18 protein-coding genes and 2 pseudogenes are annotated in these 17,212 nt (G+C 68.2%); 9 read left to right on the top strand and 11 right to left on the bottom strand.

Features of this window, described 5'->3' with window-relative positions:
- The first annotated feature begins 23 nt into the window (after positions 1-23).
- Positions 24-497, top strand: coding sequence for a peptidoglycan-binding domain-containing protein (locus ABTX18_RS01685; protein ID WP_352121145.1), 474 nt, complete (start codon positions 24-26; stop codon positions 495-497).
- A gap of 174 nt (positions 498-671) precedes the next feature.
- Here the strand turns inward: ABTX18_RS01685 and ABTX18_RS01680 are convergent, their stop codons facing one another.
- Positions 672-947, bottom strand: coding sequence for a hypothetical protein (locus ABTX18_RS01680; RefSeq protein WP_352120720.1), 276 nt, complete (start codon positions 945-947; stop codon positions 672-674).
- Between the two features lie 273 nt (positions 948-1,220).
- Here ABTX18_RS01680 and ABTX18_RS01675 point away from each other — a divergent pair, with 273 nt between their 5' ends.
- The 4 genes from ABTX18_RS01675 (at position 1,221) to ABTX18_RS01660 (ending at position 4,983) form a co-directional block, all read left to right on the top strand.
- On the top strand, positions 1,221-1,511 hold the full coding sequence (locus ABTX18_RS01675; RefSeq protein WP_352120719.1) for a chaplin: 291 nt from the start codon (positions 1,221-1,223) through the stop codon (positions 1,509-1,511).
- Between the two features lie 812 nt (positions 1,512-2,323).
- Positions 2,324-2,614, top strand: coding sequence for a hypothetical protein (locus ABTX18_RS01670; RefSeq protein ID WP_352120718.1), 291 nt, complete (start codon positions 2,324-2,326; stop codon positions 2,612-2,614).
- 1,646 nt (positions 2,615-4,260) lie between these two features.
- Positions 4,261-4,575 carry a MerR family transcriptional regulator gene (locus ABTX18_RS01665; protein ID WP_352120717.1) on the top strand — a complete coding sequence of 105 codons (315 nt, stop codon included), beginning with the start codon at positions 4,261-4,263 and terminating at the stop codon, positions 4,573-4,575.
- A gap of 213 nt (positions 4,576-4,788) precedes the next feature.
- Positions 4,789-4,983 (top strand): hypothetical protein, encoded by a 195-nt coding sequence (locus ABTX18_RS01660; protein WP_352120716.1) that lies wholly within the window; start codon positions 4,789-4,791, stop codon positions 4,981-4,983.
- A gap of 34 nt (positions 4,984-5,017) precedes the next feature.
- Here the strand turns inward: ABTX18_RS01660 and ABTX18_RS35805 are convergent.
- Positions 5,018-5,248, bottom strand: a pseudogene (locus ABTX18_RS35805) (transposase); the annotation flags it as partial.
- Between ABTX18_RS35805 and ABTX18_RS01650 the strand changes: the two are divergent.
- Positions 5,243-5,446, top strand: a pseudogene (locus ABTX18_RS01650) (IS5-like element IS4811 family transposase); the annotation flags it as partial. The pseudogenes ABTX18_RS35805 and ABTX18_RS01650 overlap by 6 nt on opposite strands.
- A gap of 37 nt (positions 5,447-5,483) precedes the next feature.
- Here ABTX18_RS01650 and ABTX18_RS01645 read toward each other — a convergent pair.
- Both ABTX18_RS01645 and ABTX18_RS01640 read right to left on the bottom strand, forming a co-directional pair.
- On the bottom strand, positions 5,484-5,759 hold the full coding sequence (locus tag ABTX18_RS01645) for a hypothetical protein (RefSeq protein WP_352120715.1): 276 nt from the start codon (positions 5,757-5,759) through the stop codon (positions 5,484-5,486).
- A gap of 662 nt (positions 5,760-6,421) precedes the next feature.
- Positions 6,422-7,102 carry a TetR/AcrR family transcriptional regulator gene (locus tag ABTX18_RS01640; protein ID WP_352120714.1) on the bottom strand — a complete coding sequence of 227 codons (681 nt, stop codon included), beginning with the start codon at positions 7,100-7,102 and terminating at the stop codon, positions 6,422-6,424.
- A 139-nt stretch (positions 7,103-7,241) separates the two neighbouring features.
- Between ABTX18_RS01640 and ABTX18_RS01635 the strand changes: the two genes are divergently transcribed.
- The 3 genes from ABTX18_RS01635 to ABTX18_RS01625 are packed head-to-tail and all read left to right on the top strand — an operon-like array spanning position 7,242 to position 10,139.
- A complete protein-coding gene (locus tag ABTX18_RS01635) occupies positions 7,242-7,460 on the top strand; it encodes a type II 3-dehydroquinate dehydratase (RefSeq protein WP_352120713.1) in 219 nt (72 codons plus the stop codon).
- The gene (locus ABTX18_RS01630) at positions 7,457-8,332 is read left to right on the top strand and encodes a shikimate dehydrogenase (RefSeq protein ID WP_352120712.1); all 876 of its coding nucleotides are present in this window, start codon (positions 7,457-7,459) and stop codon (positions 8,330-8,332) included. The genes ABTX18_RS01635 and ABTX18_RS01630 overlap by 4 nt, the downstream gene beginning before the upstream one ends.
- Positions 8,333-8,351: 19 nt before the next feature.
- The gene (locus ABTX18_RS01625; RefSeq protein ID WP_352120711.1) at positions 8,352-10,139 is read left to right on the top strand and encodes a bifunctional sugar phosphate isomerase/epimerase/4-hydroxyphenylpyruvate dioxygenase family protein; all 1,788 of its coding nucleotides are present in this window, start codon (positions 8,352-8,354) and stop codon (positions 10,137-10,139) included.
- A gap of 155 nt (positions 10,140-10,294) precedes the next feature.
- Here the strand turns inward: ABTX18_RS01625 and pqqE are convergent, their stop codons facing one another.
- The 7 genes from pqqE to ABTX18_RS01590 form a co-directional block, all read right to left on the bottom strand.
- The gene (pqqE, locus tag ABTX18_RS01620) at positions 10,295-11,401 is read right to left on the bottom strand and encodes a pyrroloquinoline quinone biosynthesis protein PqqE (protein ID WP_352120710.1); all 1,107 of its coding nucleotides are present in this window, start codon (positions 11,399-11,401) and stop codon (positions 10,295-10,297) included.
- Complete coding sequence (pqqD, locus tag ABTX18_RS01615) at positions 11,398-11,670, bottom strand: pyrroloquinoline quinone biosynthesis peptide chaperone PqqD (RefSeq protein WP_352120709.1); 273 nt, start codon at positions 11,668-11,670, stop codon at positions 11,398-11,400. The genes pqqE and pqqD overlap by 4 nt, the downstream gene beginning before the upstream one ends.
- Positions 11,667-12,425, bottom strand: coding sequence for a pyrroloquinoline-quinone synthase PqqC (gene pqqC / locus ABTX18_RS01610; protein WP_352120708.1), 759 nt, complete (start codon positions 12,423-12,425; stop codon positions 11,667-11,669). The genes pqqD and pqqC overlap by 4 nt, the downstream gene beginning before the upstream one ends.
- Positions 12,422-13,318 (bottom strand): pyrroloquinoline quinone biosynthesis protein PqqB, encoded by an 897-nt coding sequence (pqqB, locus tag ABTX18_RS01605; RefSeq protein ID WP_352120707.1) that lies wholly within the window; start codon positions 13,316-13,318, stop codon positions 12,422-12,424. Before pqqB ends, pqqC begins: the two co-directional genes overlap by 4 nt.
- Positions 13,319-13,329: 11 nt before the next feature.
- Positions 13,330-13,467: a pyrroloquinoline quinone precursor peptide PqqA gene (gene pqqA, locus ABTX18_RS01600; protein WP_352120706.1), complete on the bottom strand. Its 138-nt coding sequence runs from the start codon at positions 13,465-13,467 to the stop codon at positions 13,330-13,332.
- A gap of 302 nt (positions 13,468-13,769) precedes the next feature.
- The gene (locus tag ABTX18_RS01595; RefSeq protein WP_352120705.1) at positions 13,770-14,762 is read right to left on the bottom strand and encodes a ThuA domain-containing protein; all 993 of its coding nucleotides are present in this window, start codon (positions 14,760-14,762) and stop codon (positions 13,770-13,772) included.
- A 267-nt stretch (positions 14,763-15,029) separates the two neighbouring features.
- On the bottom strand, positions 15,030-17,180 hold the full coding sequence (locus ABTX18_RS01590) for an outer membrane protein assembly factor BamB family protein (protein WP_352120704.1): 2,151 nt from the start codon (positions 17,178-17,180) through the stop codon (positions 15,030-15,032).
- Between the last annotated feature and the right edge of the window lie 32 nt (positions 17,181-17,212).

Below are 17,212 nucleotides of genomic sequence, written 5' to 3'. Positions count from 1 at the left end.
CACCGCAGCGCTGGCCACAGTTGGTGCCGTCCTGCTCTTCAACCACGGCACCCCAGACTCGTGCACCGCGGTCATCGACCGAACCTGACAACGCCACCTGCCACAAGCGCGTCGAAACGTTCTCAGATCGTGTCGCCGGAGACCACGACGATCACCCCACCCCGCAGTCCCGCCACCGAAGGGCATGCCCCCGACTGCCCCTGCGCCCACCCCGTCGGCGAACAGTTCCAGCCGCAACGACAAGCCCGCCTCCGTTCCCGCCCCCACGTCCCCCGGCTCAAGTCGAGACGCTACGGAACGGCGACGAAGGCGCAGGCGTGGCTGACGTTCAGCAACTCCTTTTACGCCAGGGCTTCACCTACGTCACGGTGACAGGTATCAACGACGACGCCACCACACGTGGCGTCGCACAGTTCCAGAGAGACCGCAGCCTGACCGGCGACCCACCAGGTGCCTACGGACCCGCCACCCGAACCGCACCGGAAGGCACCAGGTAGGGACAGCCGTTGGATCTACCCATGGCCCGCGCGACCCCAGCGTCAGGGCTGCCTTGCCTCGGCACCGAGCTGCTACACCCACGTTGCGGAAAGCTCTTCCGGCTCGGGTGAAGCCGGTTCTCAAGCCCCTCATCAGCGGTCCGCCGATGGCTTCGGGCCCGGCGCTTGTTGGTGTCAGCCGCTGATGTCATTCGCCGCGGTCTTGACGGAGTGACCGACCCCGCTAATCGCTGGCGGAGCAGAGCGGGTACGGATCAGCTTCCTTGATCGCCGATAGCGGCGCCATCGTGGACCGGGATCCCCGAGCACCAGCGCGAACAAGGCAAAGGCTGCCGATTCCGCCCAGTCCTGGGGTTCGTCGGTCACCTTCCCTAGGAACCAGAACGCCAACGTGGTCATGCCCCATGCAGCGAGCCAAATACCACTGCGCGTTATCCAGGGAGCGTTCATCCGCGTGACGATACATCTTGCGCCGATGGCGTCTCAGTCGGAGGAGTCTCCATGGATGAGTCAAGCCGCATACAGTCGTGGAAGCCGTTGAAGCAGCGATGTCAACGTGGGTTCAAATCCACACCCACCGCATATGAACGGCCCCTGACCAGGAAATCGGTCACACAGGTCACTGATTCGGCCCATTGCCCGTGACGGGCGGGCGGCTGAGGCCGTTGTGGGGGACGTCCATGCCGTACTTCGTGCGGCAGGTGTGAGTTGAAGGAGATTTCGATGTCACGTATCGCCAAGGCCGTAGCCGTTACCGCCGCCGCTGGTGCTGTCCTGGCAGGCGGGGTCGGCATGGCCGCCGCCGACGCCGGTGCCGGGGGCGCTGCCATCGGCTCCCCGGGCGTCCTGTCCGGCAACGTTCTCCAGGCGCCCATCCACATCCCGATCAACATCTGCGGCAACACCATCAACGTCGTCGGGGTCCTCAACCCCGCCTTCGGCAACGTGTGCATTAACGACGGCGGCGGCTTCAAGGGCGACCACAAGACCGACCACCACGGCGGCAAGTACTGACAGCACCAAGTCTTGGACCCGGCGTGCTCACCGCGCCGGGTCCAGCCAGCACCGACCTGTGAGTCAGCCGCAGCGCACAGCCCGGTACAGACCGGCCTCCCTTCATCCTCCAAGGGCGGCCGGTCTCATGACGACAACGCCCTGATTGGCGATGTCCAGGCGCAGCCGTGTGAACCGCATCGGGTGGCAGAAGGCACCGTGGGCGGTGTGGGCCGGGGTAGGCCGAGCGCTAATGTCCGTCACGTGGGGGGATCTGGCCAGACGCGGTCTCGGACCGACTTGGTGCTGCGCGGGCGTGGGACGCGCGCACGGTTGGATGCGGGAGAACTGGTACTGGATGGCGGTGGGGTGCGGCAGCGGATCCCACTGGCGGCGATCGAGAAGGTCGAGGCCCGAGGGGGGCGTGGAGCGGCCTTGGTGGTGACGCTGACGTCCGACGGTACGCCGCCGCGGAGGTATACCGTCCGGGGCCGCAACGCGTCAGCTCTGGAGGCGTACGCCGCGACGGTCGCGTGTTCCGTTCCGGTCAGGGACGCCGATGAACCTCGGGCCGATGGCTCGCGCCGTGTCGTGGTGGAGTTCCTGCCGGTGCGACCGAAGCGCTTGGACTCGGTCCAGCGAAGGTGCTCGTTGGGGCCGCCGTCCGGGCCTTGGTCCTGGCTGTGGTCATCGCCGACGGTGACCACACGGACGAGGACGTCTTGATGTGGCTTTTGGTACCACTGTTCCTGCTGCCAGGGGCTATGTGTGCGCTAGAGCTCTGGACGAGCATCCGTGACGCCTTGGTGCTGCCGCGGCGAGGCGTCACGGTGGTGGGTGAGTTGGTGGACAGCCCGGTCTGCTCGGACGGAGACGTCGTCGAGTACGTCTACGCGTTCACGGCGGTGGACAGCACCGTCCACCGGCACGAGGGCATGTTCGGTGGCGAGGAGTCCGTCGAGATCACCTATGACCCGTCCCACCCGGATCGGTCACGCGTGCACGGCAACGCAGGGGCTTCCGCGCTCAAGACCGTCCTTATCGTCGTCCTGGGCTTGCCGTTGTTCCTGACGGGAGCGGCGATGGCTTTCGTCCCACTGGCCAAACTGGTCTCGGGAGTCTGAGACGTCCGCTCCGGGGCCGTTCTGGCTCCACCGGCCGTACGTGCCCCCGCGGATGACGGCTCCGCCGCGCCCGTGTGGCGGGGGCGCCGATAAGCGAAGGGCGTCTTGAAAGGATTCGCTTGCGTGGGCATTCGCCGGACGCGGGGGCGGCCTTCGCCTGATTCTGCGTTCCGACCAAGATGCACGTGACCACGACGAAGCCCGGGGAGGGTGAGTCCGGTGCCTGATGCCGCCCGGAGGGAAGCGTCCGCGGAGGCACCGCGCTCCCGGGGCGAGTTCTCGGCACGCCTGACCACCCGGCGCGACGCATTGTTCGAGCTGGTGGAGGCGATGCAGGGTGCGGACGGTGCGGTGAAGTTGCCGGTGGACCTGACGCTGTGTCGTACAGGGGGACGGCGAAACTGCGCGTGTCGGCGGGTGCGCCGGTCAAGGCCGGCCGGATCTGCTGGTTGCCGGGAGAGGCAGGCGGTGAAGGCGCGGGAGGCTGGCGGCCCTGGCCGATGCCGGCCGCGCTGTCGCCCCTGACCACGGTCGGTACGGGGGGCGTCGACGTGAGGCTGATCGTCGTGCTGCCCGCCCCGGTCGCCCTTCACGCCTGCCGCCGGATATGCCCCAGCGCAGTTTCCAGGTCTACACACCGCAAGACATCACTGTCAGTTCTCACAGAAAACCTGTCATGACGGAGGTAGACATCCGAGTCTTGCTGGGGTTAGTGTCTTGTCCGTAGCCAAGAGATCGAGCAGGCCGGGCAGAGATGAACTGCCGGGAAGCAGTACACGTAAGTGCAGGTCGGTGCGGTGGTGGAGTTCCGAAGCCAGGTTTGTTGCAGGAAGGCGACGGGACTGACCCCGGACCGGGTGGCCCGCAGTGATCAGGGGCCACCGCGAGCAGTACCGCAGTACGCAAGTGCAGTCCGCAGTACCAGTGGTCCCTCGGTAAAAGGCGTCAGACTGCGGCGCGCGTACCGGGAAGTTCGGCAGTGGGGTTCCAAGCCAGAGCAGATGTACGACGGGCGACGGGGCTGGCTGCTGGAACGTGGCGCTTTCACAGGCCACCAGTAGAGCGGTGCGGTGGTGGAGTTTCGAAGCCAGAGCGGTTGCAAGGACGGCGACGGGGCTGACGACCGGACCGGGTGGCCCGCAGTGATCAGGGGCTGCCGTAAGAAGTAGCGCAGTTCACGCAGTGGCAGTACCAGTAGTCCCTCGGTAAAAGGCGTCAGACTGCGGCGCGCGTACCGGGAAGTTCGGCAGTGGGGTTCCAAGCCAGAGCAGATGCAAGACCGGCGACGGGGCTGGCTGCCGGAACGTGGCGCTTGATCAAGCCACGAGCAGTTCGCATCACCAGCAGTACCGATTGAACAGTACCCGCAGTTCCCAGTTGATCCCCAGAGGGAAGAACGGAGGAGTTGAGCGCCATCAGGATCGCCCGGGCAGAAGTCTGAACCTGGGTACCGCAGGACATCGTTAGTGAGGTGGTCTCCGGTCAAGCAACCGCGATCCCCGCACCCCCGACAGCTGCTCGGTCGGGTCGGCGGAAACAGAAGGCCGGCGCAGTACCGGGGCCGGCAGATGGTGTAGCAGTTCCTTCGGGGCCCTGGTGCCATTGGCACCAGGGCCCCTCCACGCGCGTTCCGCAGGAAGGTGCAGATGACAGCAGACGACTCGTTCAGCCGTCTCGATGACGACGACTACCCCGCCTACACCATGGGCCGCGCCGCCGACATGCTCAACACCACCCAGAGCTTCCTCCGCGCCATCGGCGAAGCCCGCCTCATCACCCCGCTCCGCACCCCAGGCGGACACCGCCGCTACTCCCGCTGCCAACTGCCCATCGCTGCCTGCGCCCGAGAACTCGTAGATGCTGGCACCCCCATCGAGGCCGCCTGCCGCATCGTCATCCTCGAGGACCAGCTCGAAGAAGCCCAGCGCATCAACACCGAATCCCACGTCTCCTTGGCGTGAGGCGTACTCATCAAGACCAACCACGCGCGGGGCCGGGGCATCTGGTTCGGGCAACGCATCGATCAGCCGCAACACCGCGCTGCGACTGATGGGCACCCCAAAGGCCCGTGCCATCCGGGCGCCGGCCCGGCCGGCGAGGGCGAGACCCACCGCGGCGAGAGTCGACCGCACCCGCTCCGTCCACCGGCTGTGCCGCCGGGGCAAGATGGGTACATGTTCTCCGACGACCCGGCGGACTGGATCGAATACGAGAAGAAGCAGTTCCGCCTCATCCTCGGCCGGCTCACTCGGATGATCACCGGCACGCTGGATCCGCACCTGGCCCGCTACCCGGATGACGAATGGGCCCAGCTGGCATCTGCCCAGCTCACTGGGGTCCGCGGGACCCTTGCTCAGCTGACGAAGTAGGTCTTCGATGCGTCATTCATCCCGCCGCCCAGGCCGCTACCCCTCGGACACCTCGGTCGCCGAGTGGGCCCTGATCGAGCCGTTGCTGCCGGTCCCGGCCTGCGAGACCAAGACAGAACCCGTAAACGGTCTGCCAGGGAGGGAAATCCGCAGGTAAGGCCCGCCATTTGGCGCCGTTGTCGACGATGAAGCGGATCGCGTCGACGACATCCCGCCGCGGGCACTTCTCCGGGTGCCCGCCGGCCCCAGGGGCGTCAAGGGGTTCGTCGTGCTGCCCTGGCGCTGGAAGGTCGAACGGTCGATCGGCTGGATTATGAACGCCCGCCGCAACTGCCGGGACTACGAACGTCTGCCCCAGCACGCAGAAGCCCACCTGAACTGGGCATTCATCACGCTCATGACCCGGCGCCTGGCCCGGAAGGGCCCCCGCGCCGACAGCTGGACGAAGAAGAACCGGCCCACCGGGTGACTACTTCTCAGCCGACAGCATGATCAGCAGGCTACGCGCTTTCCAGAGCCTTGATCACGTGGTCCAGTTCCGGCGGCATGACCGCGATCAGGACCTCCCCGTCGGACGAATCGCATTCCACGATCCGGGATCCCGGGTTGACCGTCACCGCCTCACGCAGTGAGGGCGAGCGCACCCCGGCCTGACACAGATCGGCCGGCAGAACGGCTTCCTGCTTACCAAAGGAAGGCTTCCAGACGAGGGGACCAGCGCCGACCAGCAGGCGTCCTGCCCTCCAGCGAGAGCCCTGAGCAGACCACTTGAGCATGCAAGGCACCCCGGCCGGCTCCCCGGCGGCTACCGCGGTCGACCTCTGCTGCTGCTTCCGGTGCATCAGCCATCCAACGAGGGCTGCAACGACCACACCAATCGCTAGTTCGATCACTCTCGCATTCAAGCAGGCGGAGAACGCGGGCGGAGCCCATCACCAAACAGCAGGGCCCTGCTGGGCCTTCAAAAACACCTGCTCAGCCAAGTTCTCTCCCGCAGGACCGGCACCGAGAACCACCACATCGTAGACGCGAGAAGTGCTGTCCATTCCTGTTCCGTCCGTTGTCTGAACTGAAGCCGCTGCGCGGCACCCGGAGAGGAGGTATCGCCCCGGTGCTCGTGGTTGACGCGGCGCCACCTCATCTTGCTCCAGCGAAGGAGACACCGCCCGATGGGTGCCGGACCGACCGACCTCGGTCCGGTCCGAGGTGCCCAAGAAGCACAATCTCGCGGCCGGTGACTCAGGGTTATGTATGTGTTTCCGCGCTCCGGGTCTTGTTGCGGCCGCGGCTGGCGAATCGGGCTGGTGAGGTGGTGCATGTGGTGGAACCTCATCGGGCGGTCCCACGAGGAGATCGAGCGGGCGCGCGCGGACTCACGAGGCCGTTGCGCGCCCGCGACGAGGCGGTCGGGCGGCTCGGTGCTGCCATGCCGTCCGGTTCAGCTCCGAGCTTCCGTGTCGTTGTGTGCGGGCGGTGATGTGAGGTAGGCGCAGATCATGTCCGCGAGCATGTTCCGGTAGTGGTCCCGGTTGTCAGGGGCGACCAGGTCGCGGGCGAAGAGCGCGCCGAACGTGTGGCGGTTCGACACGCGGAAGAAGCAGAACGAGCTGATCATCGCGTGTACGTCGATGGCGTCGACGTTCGCGTGGAACAGGCCCGCCTTCCGTCCTGACTCGAGGATGCGCTGGAGTACGTCCGTCGCCGGGGAGCCCAGTCGGCTCAACTTCTCGGAGCCGATGATGTGTTCCGCCTCGTGGATGTTCTCGATGCTGACGAGCCGGATGAAGTCGGGGTGTGCCTCGTGGTGGTCGAAGGTCAGCTCGACCAGCCGGCGGGTGGCGGCGACGGGGTCGAGATGTTCGACGTCCAGGTCGCCTTCCAGTTGGCGGATCTCCGAGTAGGCGGCCTCGAGCACTGCCGTGAAGAGCTGTTCCTTGCCGCCGAAGTAGTAGTAGATCATCCGCTTCGTTGTGCGGGTCAGGTCGGCGATCTTGTCGACCCGTGCGCCTGCGTAACCGTCCCGGGCGAACTCTCTGGTCGCCACCGCGAGAATTTCCGCCCGGGTGCGGGCCGCATCGCGCTGACGCTCTGCGGGCGCTGGCTTCTGGGCGCTGGGCATTCCTGGCTCCTCCGATGCGTCGCAGGTGTCCCGTGATTGTAGGAGCCGTCCGTGCCCGGATCCTTCGGTGTCAGGGCTTCTCGGCGCGGCCCGCTCTTGCTATAAGTAACGTACTAGTTCGTACATTACTGGAGGCGTGATGAACCGGGCCCCTGTGCAGGCGAGCGGGCGGGTACTCGTTCCGGTCGGCCCCGGCCTGGAACGTCGCATCATGGAGCTGCAGCTGACGCATACTCACCGACGTGAGGTGTTCCGTCACCACAGTGGCGTGTCGGGAGCGGCGGACGCCGCGGGCACGGACGGGTACGCCGTCGCGCTGACACGTCCCGCACGGCTGCTCGCCGAGGATGCGCGATGACGGCGGGCACCTACCTGGTCGGACTGATCGGCGCAGGCATATCCACCTCCCTCAGTCCCGCACTCCACGAGCGTGAGGCTGATCGGCAAGGGCTGCGCTACCTGTACAAGCTCCTGGATCTGGATGCCCTGGGTACCGGCCCCGAGGGGGTCGGAGATCTCGTCCGTGCGGCCCGCGATCTCGGGTACGACGGGCTCAACATCACCCACCCCTGCAAGCAGCTCGTCATCCCGCACCTGGACGGCCTCGACTCGCAGGCAGAGGCGCTCGGCGCCGTGAACACGGTCGTGTTCCGGGACGGACGGGCCACCGGGCACAACACCGACGTCACCGGTTTCGGCGCGGCGTTCACCCGGGGGCTGCCTGGTGTGCCCATGGCGCACGTCGTCCAGCTGGGAGCCGGTGGTGCCGGGGCGGCCGTCGCCCACGCCATGCTCACCCTGGGCGCCGGACGTCTGACCCTGGTCGACACCGACGAGTCGCGTGCCCGGTCCCTCGCTGCCTCGTTGAACTCCATCTTTCCCCTGGAACGTGTGGTCGCCGGTGGCCCGCGGGACCTGGCCCGGGAACTGCACCGCTGCGACGGCCTCGTGCACGCCACCCCGACCGGGATGAGCGCACACCCCGGGATGCCGTTCGCCCCGGAACTCCTCCACCCGGGCCTGTGGGTGGCCGAAGTCGTCTACCGGCCGTTGGAGACGCAGCTGCTCGCCGAGGCGCGCGCACTGGGCTGCACCACGCTGGACGGATCGGCAATGGTGGCTCTGCAGGCCGCCGACGCCTTCCGGTTCTTCACCCGACGCGAACCCGACGTGGAACGCATGCTCGGCGATGTCGCCGACCTGGTCACGGTCCACGGTCCACGCAGCTGAAGCCAGAAGAAGGATCACGATGCGTACCTCCATCGCCACCGTGTCGGTCAGCGGAACACTGACCGAGAAGCTCAACGCCGTGGCCCGTGCCGGGTTCGACGGTGTGGAGATCTTCGAGAACGACCTGCTGGCCAGTCCGCTCACTCCCGAACAGATCAGGGAACGCGCGGCGGACCTGGGCCTGGAACTCTTCCTGTACCAGCCGATGAGGGATGTCGAAGGACTCTCCGCCGAGGCGTTCACCCGAAGCATGCGCAGGGCCGAGCACAAGTTCCGTGTCATGCGCCGGCTCGGCGCCGACACGGTACTGGCCTGTTCCAACGTCTCCGCGCACGCCCGCGACGACGACGCCCTGGCCGCGGCTCAGCTGCGCGAGCTGGCCGAGCTGGCGGACGAGTACGGGATCCGCGTCGCCTACGAGGCGCTTGCGTGGGGACGCCACGTCAACACGTACGACCACGCCTGGCGCATCGTCGAGGCCGCGGACCACCCCGCTCTGGGTCTCTGCCTGGACAGCTTCCACATCCTGGCCCGCGGCTCCGACCCCGCGGGCTTCGCCGCTGTCCCCGGCGAGAAGATCTTCTTCGTTCAGCTCGCCGATGCCCCGCTCATGGGGATGGACGTCCTGCAATGGAGCCGTCACTACCGCTGCTTCCCGGGCCAGGGCGACTTCGACCTCGCGGAATTCGTACGCTCCGTGGTCCGCTCCGGGTACGACGGCCCGCTCTCGCTGGAAGTCTTCAACGACGTCTTCCGCCAGGCCGACTCCGGCCGTACGGCCGTCGACGCGAGGCGTTCCCTCTCCGCTCTGCAGGAGGCCGCGGGAGTACTCGAACTCCCCGCAGCGCTCGCGCCCACCGGCATCGCCTTCGCCGAACTGGTCGCCATGGACACGGAGCCGGTCACCGCGCTGCTCCAGGCACTGGGATTCTCCCGTACGGGAAAGCACCTGTCCAAGCCCGTCGACCTCTGGGAGCAGGGCGCGGCACGCGTCCTGGTGAACACCGCGCCCGCCATCGGAGGCAGCGGGCCACGTCTCGCAGCCGTCGGTCTCGAGTCCCCGGACCCCGGGGCCGCTGCCCTGCGCGCCGAGTCGCTCGGGGCACCGGTTCTGCCACGCCGTCGGGCCCGCAAGGACGTCCTGCTGGAGACGGTGGCCGCCCCGGACGGGACCGAGCTGTTCTTCTGCGCGTCCGGCCGGCCGGATCTGCCCGACTGGCTGGACGATTTCGACCCCGTATCGGACTCCGCACCCAGCGCCGGGCTCATCGGAGGGGTCGATCATCTCGCGCTCACCCAGCCGTGGCACCAGTACGACGAAGCCCTCCTCTTCTACCGGAGCGTGATCGGGCTGCGCCCTCACGGTGGCGTCGATGTTCCCGACCCGTACGGTCTGCGGCGCAGCCGGGCCGTCAGCAATCAGGACCATTCGGTGCGCATCGCGCTGAGCATCGCCCCGGCGCCGGGCGCCTCCCATGGGGCTTCGCAGCACATCGCTCTGGCCACCGACGACATCGTCGGCGCCGCGCGACGGATCGGGGGCGCCGGGCATCTCCTGCCGGTCCCCGACAACTACTACGACGATCTGGCCGCGCGCCATGCCTTCGGCCCAGGCGAACTTCAGACCTACCGTGAGCTGGGCATCCTCTACGACTGTGACGAGCATGGCCAGTTCCGCCACTTCTACACCGCGGCCATCGGGGACGTCTTCTTCGAAGTCGTCCAGCGCGACCCCGACTACGCGGGCTTCGGCGAGCAGAGCGCCAACGTGCGCCTGACCGCGCAGCACGCTCAGAAGCAGGCGTGACCTGGCCGGCCGGTGGCGGAGACGTACGGGACTGCGGAGCCTTCCATGTGACGTGAGGAGGCGGATGAGTTCAGGGCATCCGAGGTGCAGTCGCCATCTCTTGCAGCGGGGCAACGTGCCGGGCCTGCGCCGCTAACGCCCGAGCACGCTGCGGGTCAGACATGGGAGGCGGACCGCGGACCGGTGGTCGGACGGCGGGGGACCAGATCGGTCACCTGGCCGGGAGCGGTGAGAGTGAGGGCCGTCAGTGCCGTGTGGTCGGGGGAGAGGGAGCACGCCGGGTCGGTGCGTGTGGCGTCGCCGGTCAGGGCGAAGGCCTGGCAGCGGCAGCCGCCGAAGTCCTGGTCGCGTCGGTCGCAGGTCCGGCACGGCGAGGGCATCCAGTCGGTTCCTCGGTACAGGTTGAACGCTCTGGACTCCTCCCATATCCAGCGCAGTGTGCGGTCCTTGACGTTGACTGGTTCGAGTCCGGGCAGGGTGGCCGCCGCAGGGCAGGGCAGCGCTGTGCCGTCAGGGGTCACGGTGAGGGAGACGGCTCCCCACCCTCCCATGCAGGGTTTGGCCACCCCCTCGAAGTAGTCCGGCGCGACCCAGACGATCTCCAGGCTTCCCTCCAGTCGCTCCCGCCATCTGCTGACGGATTCCACCGCACGGGCGAGCTGGTCGCGGCCGGGCATCAACGCTTCCCGGTTGAGGAGGCCCCAGCCGTAGAACTGGGTGTTGGCGAGCTCGATGCGGTCCGCTCCCCAGCGCAGGGCGAGCTCCACGAGACCGTCGACGGCATCCAGATTGTGCCGGTGCAGCACGGCGTTGACACCCAGCGGCAGCCCTGCCTCGGTGACGAGTGCCGCCGCGGTCTCCTTGGCGGCGAACGCCCGGCTGCCCGCGATCCGGTCCGAGGCCGTGGGGTCGGCGTGCTGCACCGACAGCTGGACGCTGCGCAGTCCCGCGTCGGTCAAGGACCGGAGGCGGTCCTCGGTGAGCCCTGATCCGCTGGTGACCAGCTGGGTGTAGATGCCGGATTCCTCAGCACCCGTGACGATGGCCTCGAGGTCCTTGCGGAGCAGCGGTTCGCCTCCGGAGAGATGGGTCTGGAGGACGCCGAGATCCGCGGCCTGCCGGAATACGTCCACCCACTGCTCGGCGGTCAGTTCGCGGGAGCGGCGTGTCAGCTCAAGAGGGTTGGAGCAGTAGCCGCAGTGCAGGGGACACGCGTGCGTCAGTTCCGCCAGGAGACCCCAAGGCGGTGCGATCGTGTTCAACGGATCCAGCCTTCCTTGCGCATCCGCTCCACGAACGGACCCACTTCCGCTTCGACGGGAGCTTCGGGAAAACGCTCCCGCAGCTCCTCGGTAATCCGGGCGACCGTTCGCGTGCCGTCGCACAGTTGCACCACGTGCCGGGCGCTCCCCGTCAGTACGACGACCCGCTCCGGCATCAGCAGGACATGATTGCCGCGCGCGCGGTCGTGCCGAAGGAGGACGGCGGGTGCCGGACGCGGGCACCAGCGGTCCGGATCGGGTGTCGTCATGCTGCGCTCCCCGGCCTGCTCCCGTGCTCCACGGCATCCAGCAGCGACCACAGAACGTCGCACTTGAAGGCGAGGGCTGACAGCCCGGCAAGCTGTTCGGAGCGGGTCCGAGCCCAGTCGGTGACCCAGCTCAGCGCCTCAACACCGTCGCGGCGCCCCTGCGGAACCCTGCTGCGGAAGTAGGCGAGGCCCGGTTCCTCGATCCACGGGTAGTGGCGGGGGAAGGTCTCCAGACGGGTCAGCATGATGTCCGGTGCGCACAGTTCCGTGAGCGAGGACGCCACGGCCTCCAGAACGGGGCTCAGCCGGCAGAAGTTCACGTAGCCGTCGACCGCGAGACGCACCCCGGGAAGGACGGACCTGCCGGACTCCATTTCCGCGCGGTCGAGACCGACCGCCTCGCCGAGCCGCAGCCAGCGCTCGATACCGCCTTCGCCGTCCGTGAGGCCGTCGTGATCCTGGATCCTGCGCAGCCAGGAGCGGCGCATGGCCGGCTCGGGCAGTTTGGCGAGAATCAGGGCATCCTTCACCGGGATGCTCCGCTGGTAGTGGAACCGGTTGGCGACCCAGGTCCGGAGCTCGGCGGGGCTGAGCCCGCCCTGGTGCATCCGTACGTTGAACGGATGGGTGTCGTGGTAGCGGCTTCGCGCGAGTTCCCGCAGTTCGTGCTCGAATGCCGCAGGCGGCAGGGGACTGGTGTCCGGCCGCGCGGCGGACGCCGCAACCTGGGCCGGCCGCGCGGGTGCGGTTGTCATAGTTCGATCACCATGCCGTCCTGTGCCACTTCGAGCCCCAGCCCGGCGAGGACGCCGTGTTGCGGGGCAGAGGGGTCGACCAGGGGGTTCGTGTTGTTGAGGTGGGTGTACAGGCAGCGGGCCGGCAGTTGTGCCAGCCACTCGGCCGTTCCGCCGGGGCCGTCGATCGGCAGATGTCCCATACCGGTGGAGGTCCGGGCGGATATGCCCAGGCGCCTGGGCTCCTCGTCGTCCCAGAACGTCCCGTCGACCAAGACGCAGTCGGCGCCGGCGGCCTCCTTCGTGAACTCCTCGGTCCGGGCCGCGAGCGCCGGCGCGTAGATCGCCGTCGTGCCGGTGGCCGGGTCATGGAGGCGGGCAGCGACGACCCAGCTGTCGTGCTCCACGGCGTCGGCTGCATATCGGGGACGTTTGGTGGACAGGGGAACGGCGGACACCTCGATCCCGGCGGCCACCGCCGGAGTGTGCCCGGCGGGGGGCAGGTCGTGCCAGGTGAGGGTGGTGTACGGAGTGAGAACGGTGTCCAGTCCCAGGCGCTCGCGCAGCGCCCGCCGGACGGGTGGCGTTGCGAAGATCTCCAGATGGTGGGCCTCACGAAGCCGCAAAAGGCCCAGCGTGTGGTCGAGTTCGGCATCGGTGAGCAAAATGCGGACCACGGGCGTGCGCTCGCCGCCCGCGCCGGGGCGGAGCTCGGCGTGCGTCTCCATGTGTTCCGCGATGTCTGGACCGGCGTTGATGAGGAACCAGGACGACCGGCCGTCGCCGAGGACGGCGAGGGAGTCGTGGCTGCGGCGCCGGCCGGGGTGGGCGCGTGCCCCGGAACATCCGGGGCACGCGCAGTTCCACTGGGGAACTCCTCCACCCGCTGCCGTGCCCAGCGTGAGCAGCAGCATGGGGGCGTCTGCTAGAGGTCGTTGAGGTAGTAGGCGGTGACTTCCATGCCGGTCTCGATGACCGTGAAGTCCGGAGAGGACCAGGTGGTCACGGTCGCGGTGACGGGCGTGGCCTGGTCCTGCGGAGCAGGTGCGTTGGATTCAAGCATGGTCGGAATCCCTTCGGAAGAGGCGAGATCGGTGAGGGGGACGCGCTGCCGGGCGGAGTGCCGGGCACCGGCGGAGGGCGGGCGAATCCTTGCGTCAGGTGCGGTCGAGGACGACTCGGAATCCGTTGTGCGGTTCGTTCGTCCCGCCAGATGGTTCGATCCCTACGCTAGACACGGCGGGGAGCAGTGGCAAGAGGTGGGATGGGGTAGATCCAGACGTCTGCGGCCGACGGGTTCGGGACGCGGGCCCGGCGCCGCGCGGGCGTGTGGCCCGCGCCGCGTTCGAGGCCCCGAAGCCCGGGCTACTTGCAGAAGGGCTTGATGCCCGAGACGGACTGGATGCCGCCCACGATCAGCTTCTGGAACTCGGCCGCGCCGGCGAACGAACCGTCGGTGGTGAATTCCTTGGCGTCGTGGCCCAGGGTGGTGACCCAGGACCTGCCGCCGTCGTAGTACTGGCACCAGGCCACCGCGTGGTCGTCACCGTGTCCCGGGTGGCTGTAGTTGCCGGCCACTCCCTTGGCGAGGGTGCTCTCGTCGACCTTGGCGAGCACCCGCACCTTGGTGGGGGCGGGCACGAGGTTGTACCACTCGTCAGTGAAGGTCCACCGGGCCGGCAGTTCCTTGGTGGAGACGTCCTTGCGCTCGACGGTCTGCACCGTTCCCGGCTGGGACGCGCCGTGGTCGTAGAAGTTGGCGTTGCCCAGCAGCCCTTCGTACCAGGGCCAGTTGTACTCGGTGCCGAAGGCGTTGTGGATGCCGACGAAGCCGCCGCCGCCGCGGACGTACTGCCGCAGCGATGTCTGGGCGGCGTCGTCCAGCGCGTCCCGGCTGGTGGAGAAGAAGACCACCGCGTTGTACTTGAACAGGGTGTTGGGGGAAGCCAGTTGGCTGACGTCCTCGGTGTAGTCGACCTGGAAGCCCCCGGTCTCACCCAGCTTGATCATGGCCTTCTGGACCACGTTCGCGTCGGTGAGCGGCGGGTTGAGGCCGGTCGGCAGGGCGGGGCCGAGGTTCGCGTGACGCGGACCCGCGGTGCGGGTGTACAGCAGGATCTTGTAGCCCTCGGCCGGATCGAAGTTGCCCCAGTCGTGGTAGCAGTCGGGATCGAGACCGCGGCAGACGCCGTAGTCCGGATCGCCCAGTTCCTGGGCACCGGTCCCGATCCGCCCGTGGGCGACGCTGAGGGTGCCGGTGGCGATGAGCGCCACGACCATGGCAACCGCCATCCCCAGGGTGGCGAGGACCGCCGAGCGTGTGCTCAGGGCTCGCGCCCGGAGCGTTCTTCCTGACATGGGTGTGCTTCCTTCTCTTGTAGGTGGCGCGCCGGGAAAGTGGCACGCCGGAGAGAGGCGAGGGGTGGTGGGGCAGGGCATGCCGCTTCACCGCGGCTGGCGGAGGTGCCGTTGGGGGCGTGGGCCCTGGACCGGGGATGCGCGGGAGGGCGGTTGCGTCGCACGGGCCTTGGGGGCCGGCGGCCGGCCGGTGGGCCTGAGGAGCGCCTCTCCCGGGGCGCGTGATCCGCTCCCGGCGGCAGCGCTGCTCCCAGTGAACCGCGGGTGCTAGGAGACGACGATCTTGCCGGTGCTCTGCGGGGAGATCGGGTCGTTGTAGAAGAACTCGCCGGGCGTGTTGAACGTGTAGGTGTACGACTCGCCCGGCATCAGCAGACCGGTGTCGAACTCGGCCTCGAAGAAGGCGACCGCTCCGTGTGCGGACTTGTTGGCCGCCGGGTTGGTGAACGTGACCGCCGTGCCCCGGGGGATGGCGAGTTGCTGCGGGGACATGGCGTTCTGCGACACCAGGTTCTCGGCGGCCCCGGGCGCGTTCTTCGCGCTGTCCCAGATGCGTCCCAGTGTGATCGTGTTGCCCGCGGTCGCGCCGCTGACGGCCGCCGTGCGGATCTGGTTGCGCTTGGACGGGGGCGTGGGTGCGGCGGCGGGCCCGACCTTGCCACCGACCTTGAACGCCCACAGGTGGTCGCCGCGCGGGATGTCCGGATAGGGCAGACCGTTTCCGCCGGCCAGCACCGCCACGTACTGCTCGCCGTCGACCTCGTACGTCATGGGGCTCGTGTTGACACCCGCGCCGCACTGCCAGGTCCACAACTCCTCGCCGTTGGAGTCGTCCAGGGCGGTCAGCACGCCGTCGGGACGCCCCTGGAAGAGCACGCCGCTCGCTGTGCTGAGGACGCCGTTGCCGTGGGCGAGCGACCAGTCGCCCTCCTGCCGCCACGAGACCGTGTTGGTACGGGGATCGACGGCCACGACACCGCCGGCGAAGTACTCGCCGAGCGGACGGGCGGTGTTGACCCGGCCGCCATGGGTGTTGGAGTACGCGGAGTTGATCAGCCCGTAGCCGACATAGACCAGTCCCGTGCGGTGGCTGAAGGAGGGGGACGACCAGTCCGCGCCGCCGCCTGCCCCCGGGTACAGGATGGTGGGCCGGTCCCAGTGCACCTCGAAGACGCCGCCGGTGGCGTAGAACGGCACAGGACGCGTTGCCTTGTCGATCCGCGGCTCGGTCTCGACGAAGGGCTCACCTCCCGGGAAGGGCTGAGTGGGTGAGGTCTTCTGCGCTGCGTGCTGAGGTACGGCGCGTTCCTCCATGCCGTGCACCGGGTCGCCGCTCGCGCGGTCGAGGATGTAGTACATCCCCGTCTTGCTGCCGTAGACGACGACCTTGCGCTTGCGCCCCTTGATCTCGATGTCCGCGAGCACCGGCGACATGACGCCGTCGTAGTCCCAGATGTCGTGATGCACGGACTGGAAGTGCCAGCGCCGCTTTCCGGTCTTGGCGTCGATGGCCACCAGGCAGTTGGCGAAGAGGTTGTCGCCGCCGCGCGTGGAGCCGTCCGTGCGGGGATAAGGATTGCCGAACGTCCAGTAGAAGAGGCCCAGTTCGGGGTCGACGGCCGGGTGGATCCAGCACACCGCGCCACCGGTCTTCCAGGTGTCGCCCTCCCAGGTGTCATGGCCGAACTCGCCGGGGCCGGGCGTCCCCCAGAACGTCCACACGACTTCGCCGGTGGCTGCGTTCAGGGCGTAGCCCCGTCCCCGGGCGCCGGCGGTGCTGCCCTGGGTTCCGACGTAGATCATGCCGTCCCAGTAGACGACCGCCCCGGCCAGGCTTCCCTTGCTGCCGCCGCACTGGCCGGTGGCAGGGTCGCAGCCGGGATCGCCCTGGTCCTCGATGAGCATCTCCCTGGTCCAGACGACCGCGCCGGTGCGCTGGTCCAGGGCGTAGATGATGTTCGCGCCGGAGATGGTGAAGGCGAGTCCCTCGCCGAGGGCGACTCCGCGCATGTTGGTGGTCTCGGTGCCGACGCTTGTCTTCCACTTCACGGCACCGGTGCGGCCGTTGACGGCGAAGATGTTCTGCTGGGTGGTGGCGATGTAGAGCACGCCGTCCTGTGCGACGACGGCGCACTGCTGGGCGCGGCCGGTGTCGCCGCCCTCCAGATTGATGTGCCAGGCCCCGCCGAGCTGCTTGACGTTGCGCGGGGTGATCTTCTTGAGGGACGAGTAGTTCTGGTTGGCCAGGTTGCCGCCGGCCTTGGGGAAGTTCTTCGCTGTCGCCTCGAACGCCTGCCGGGGCACGGGCGTCGCAAGCGTGCCCGTGCGGGCTTCGGCGGCTTGGGCGGGGGAGTTGAGAACTGCGATGCCCGCGGTCGTGCCGGCCGCGGCTGTGGCGAGAAAACTGCGTCGGTCCATGAACCCTCTTTCATGACATGACCCTGCCGAAG

This window comes from Streptomyces sp. NPDC096323 (genome assembly GCF_040302845.1).
Classification (GTDB): domain Bacteria; phylum Actinomycetota; class Actinomycetes; order Streptomycetales; family Streptomycetaceae; genus Streptomyces.
This window is presented reverse-complemented; position numbering and strand designations above follow the sequence as displayed.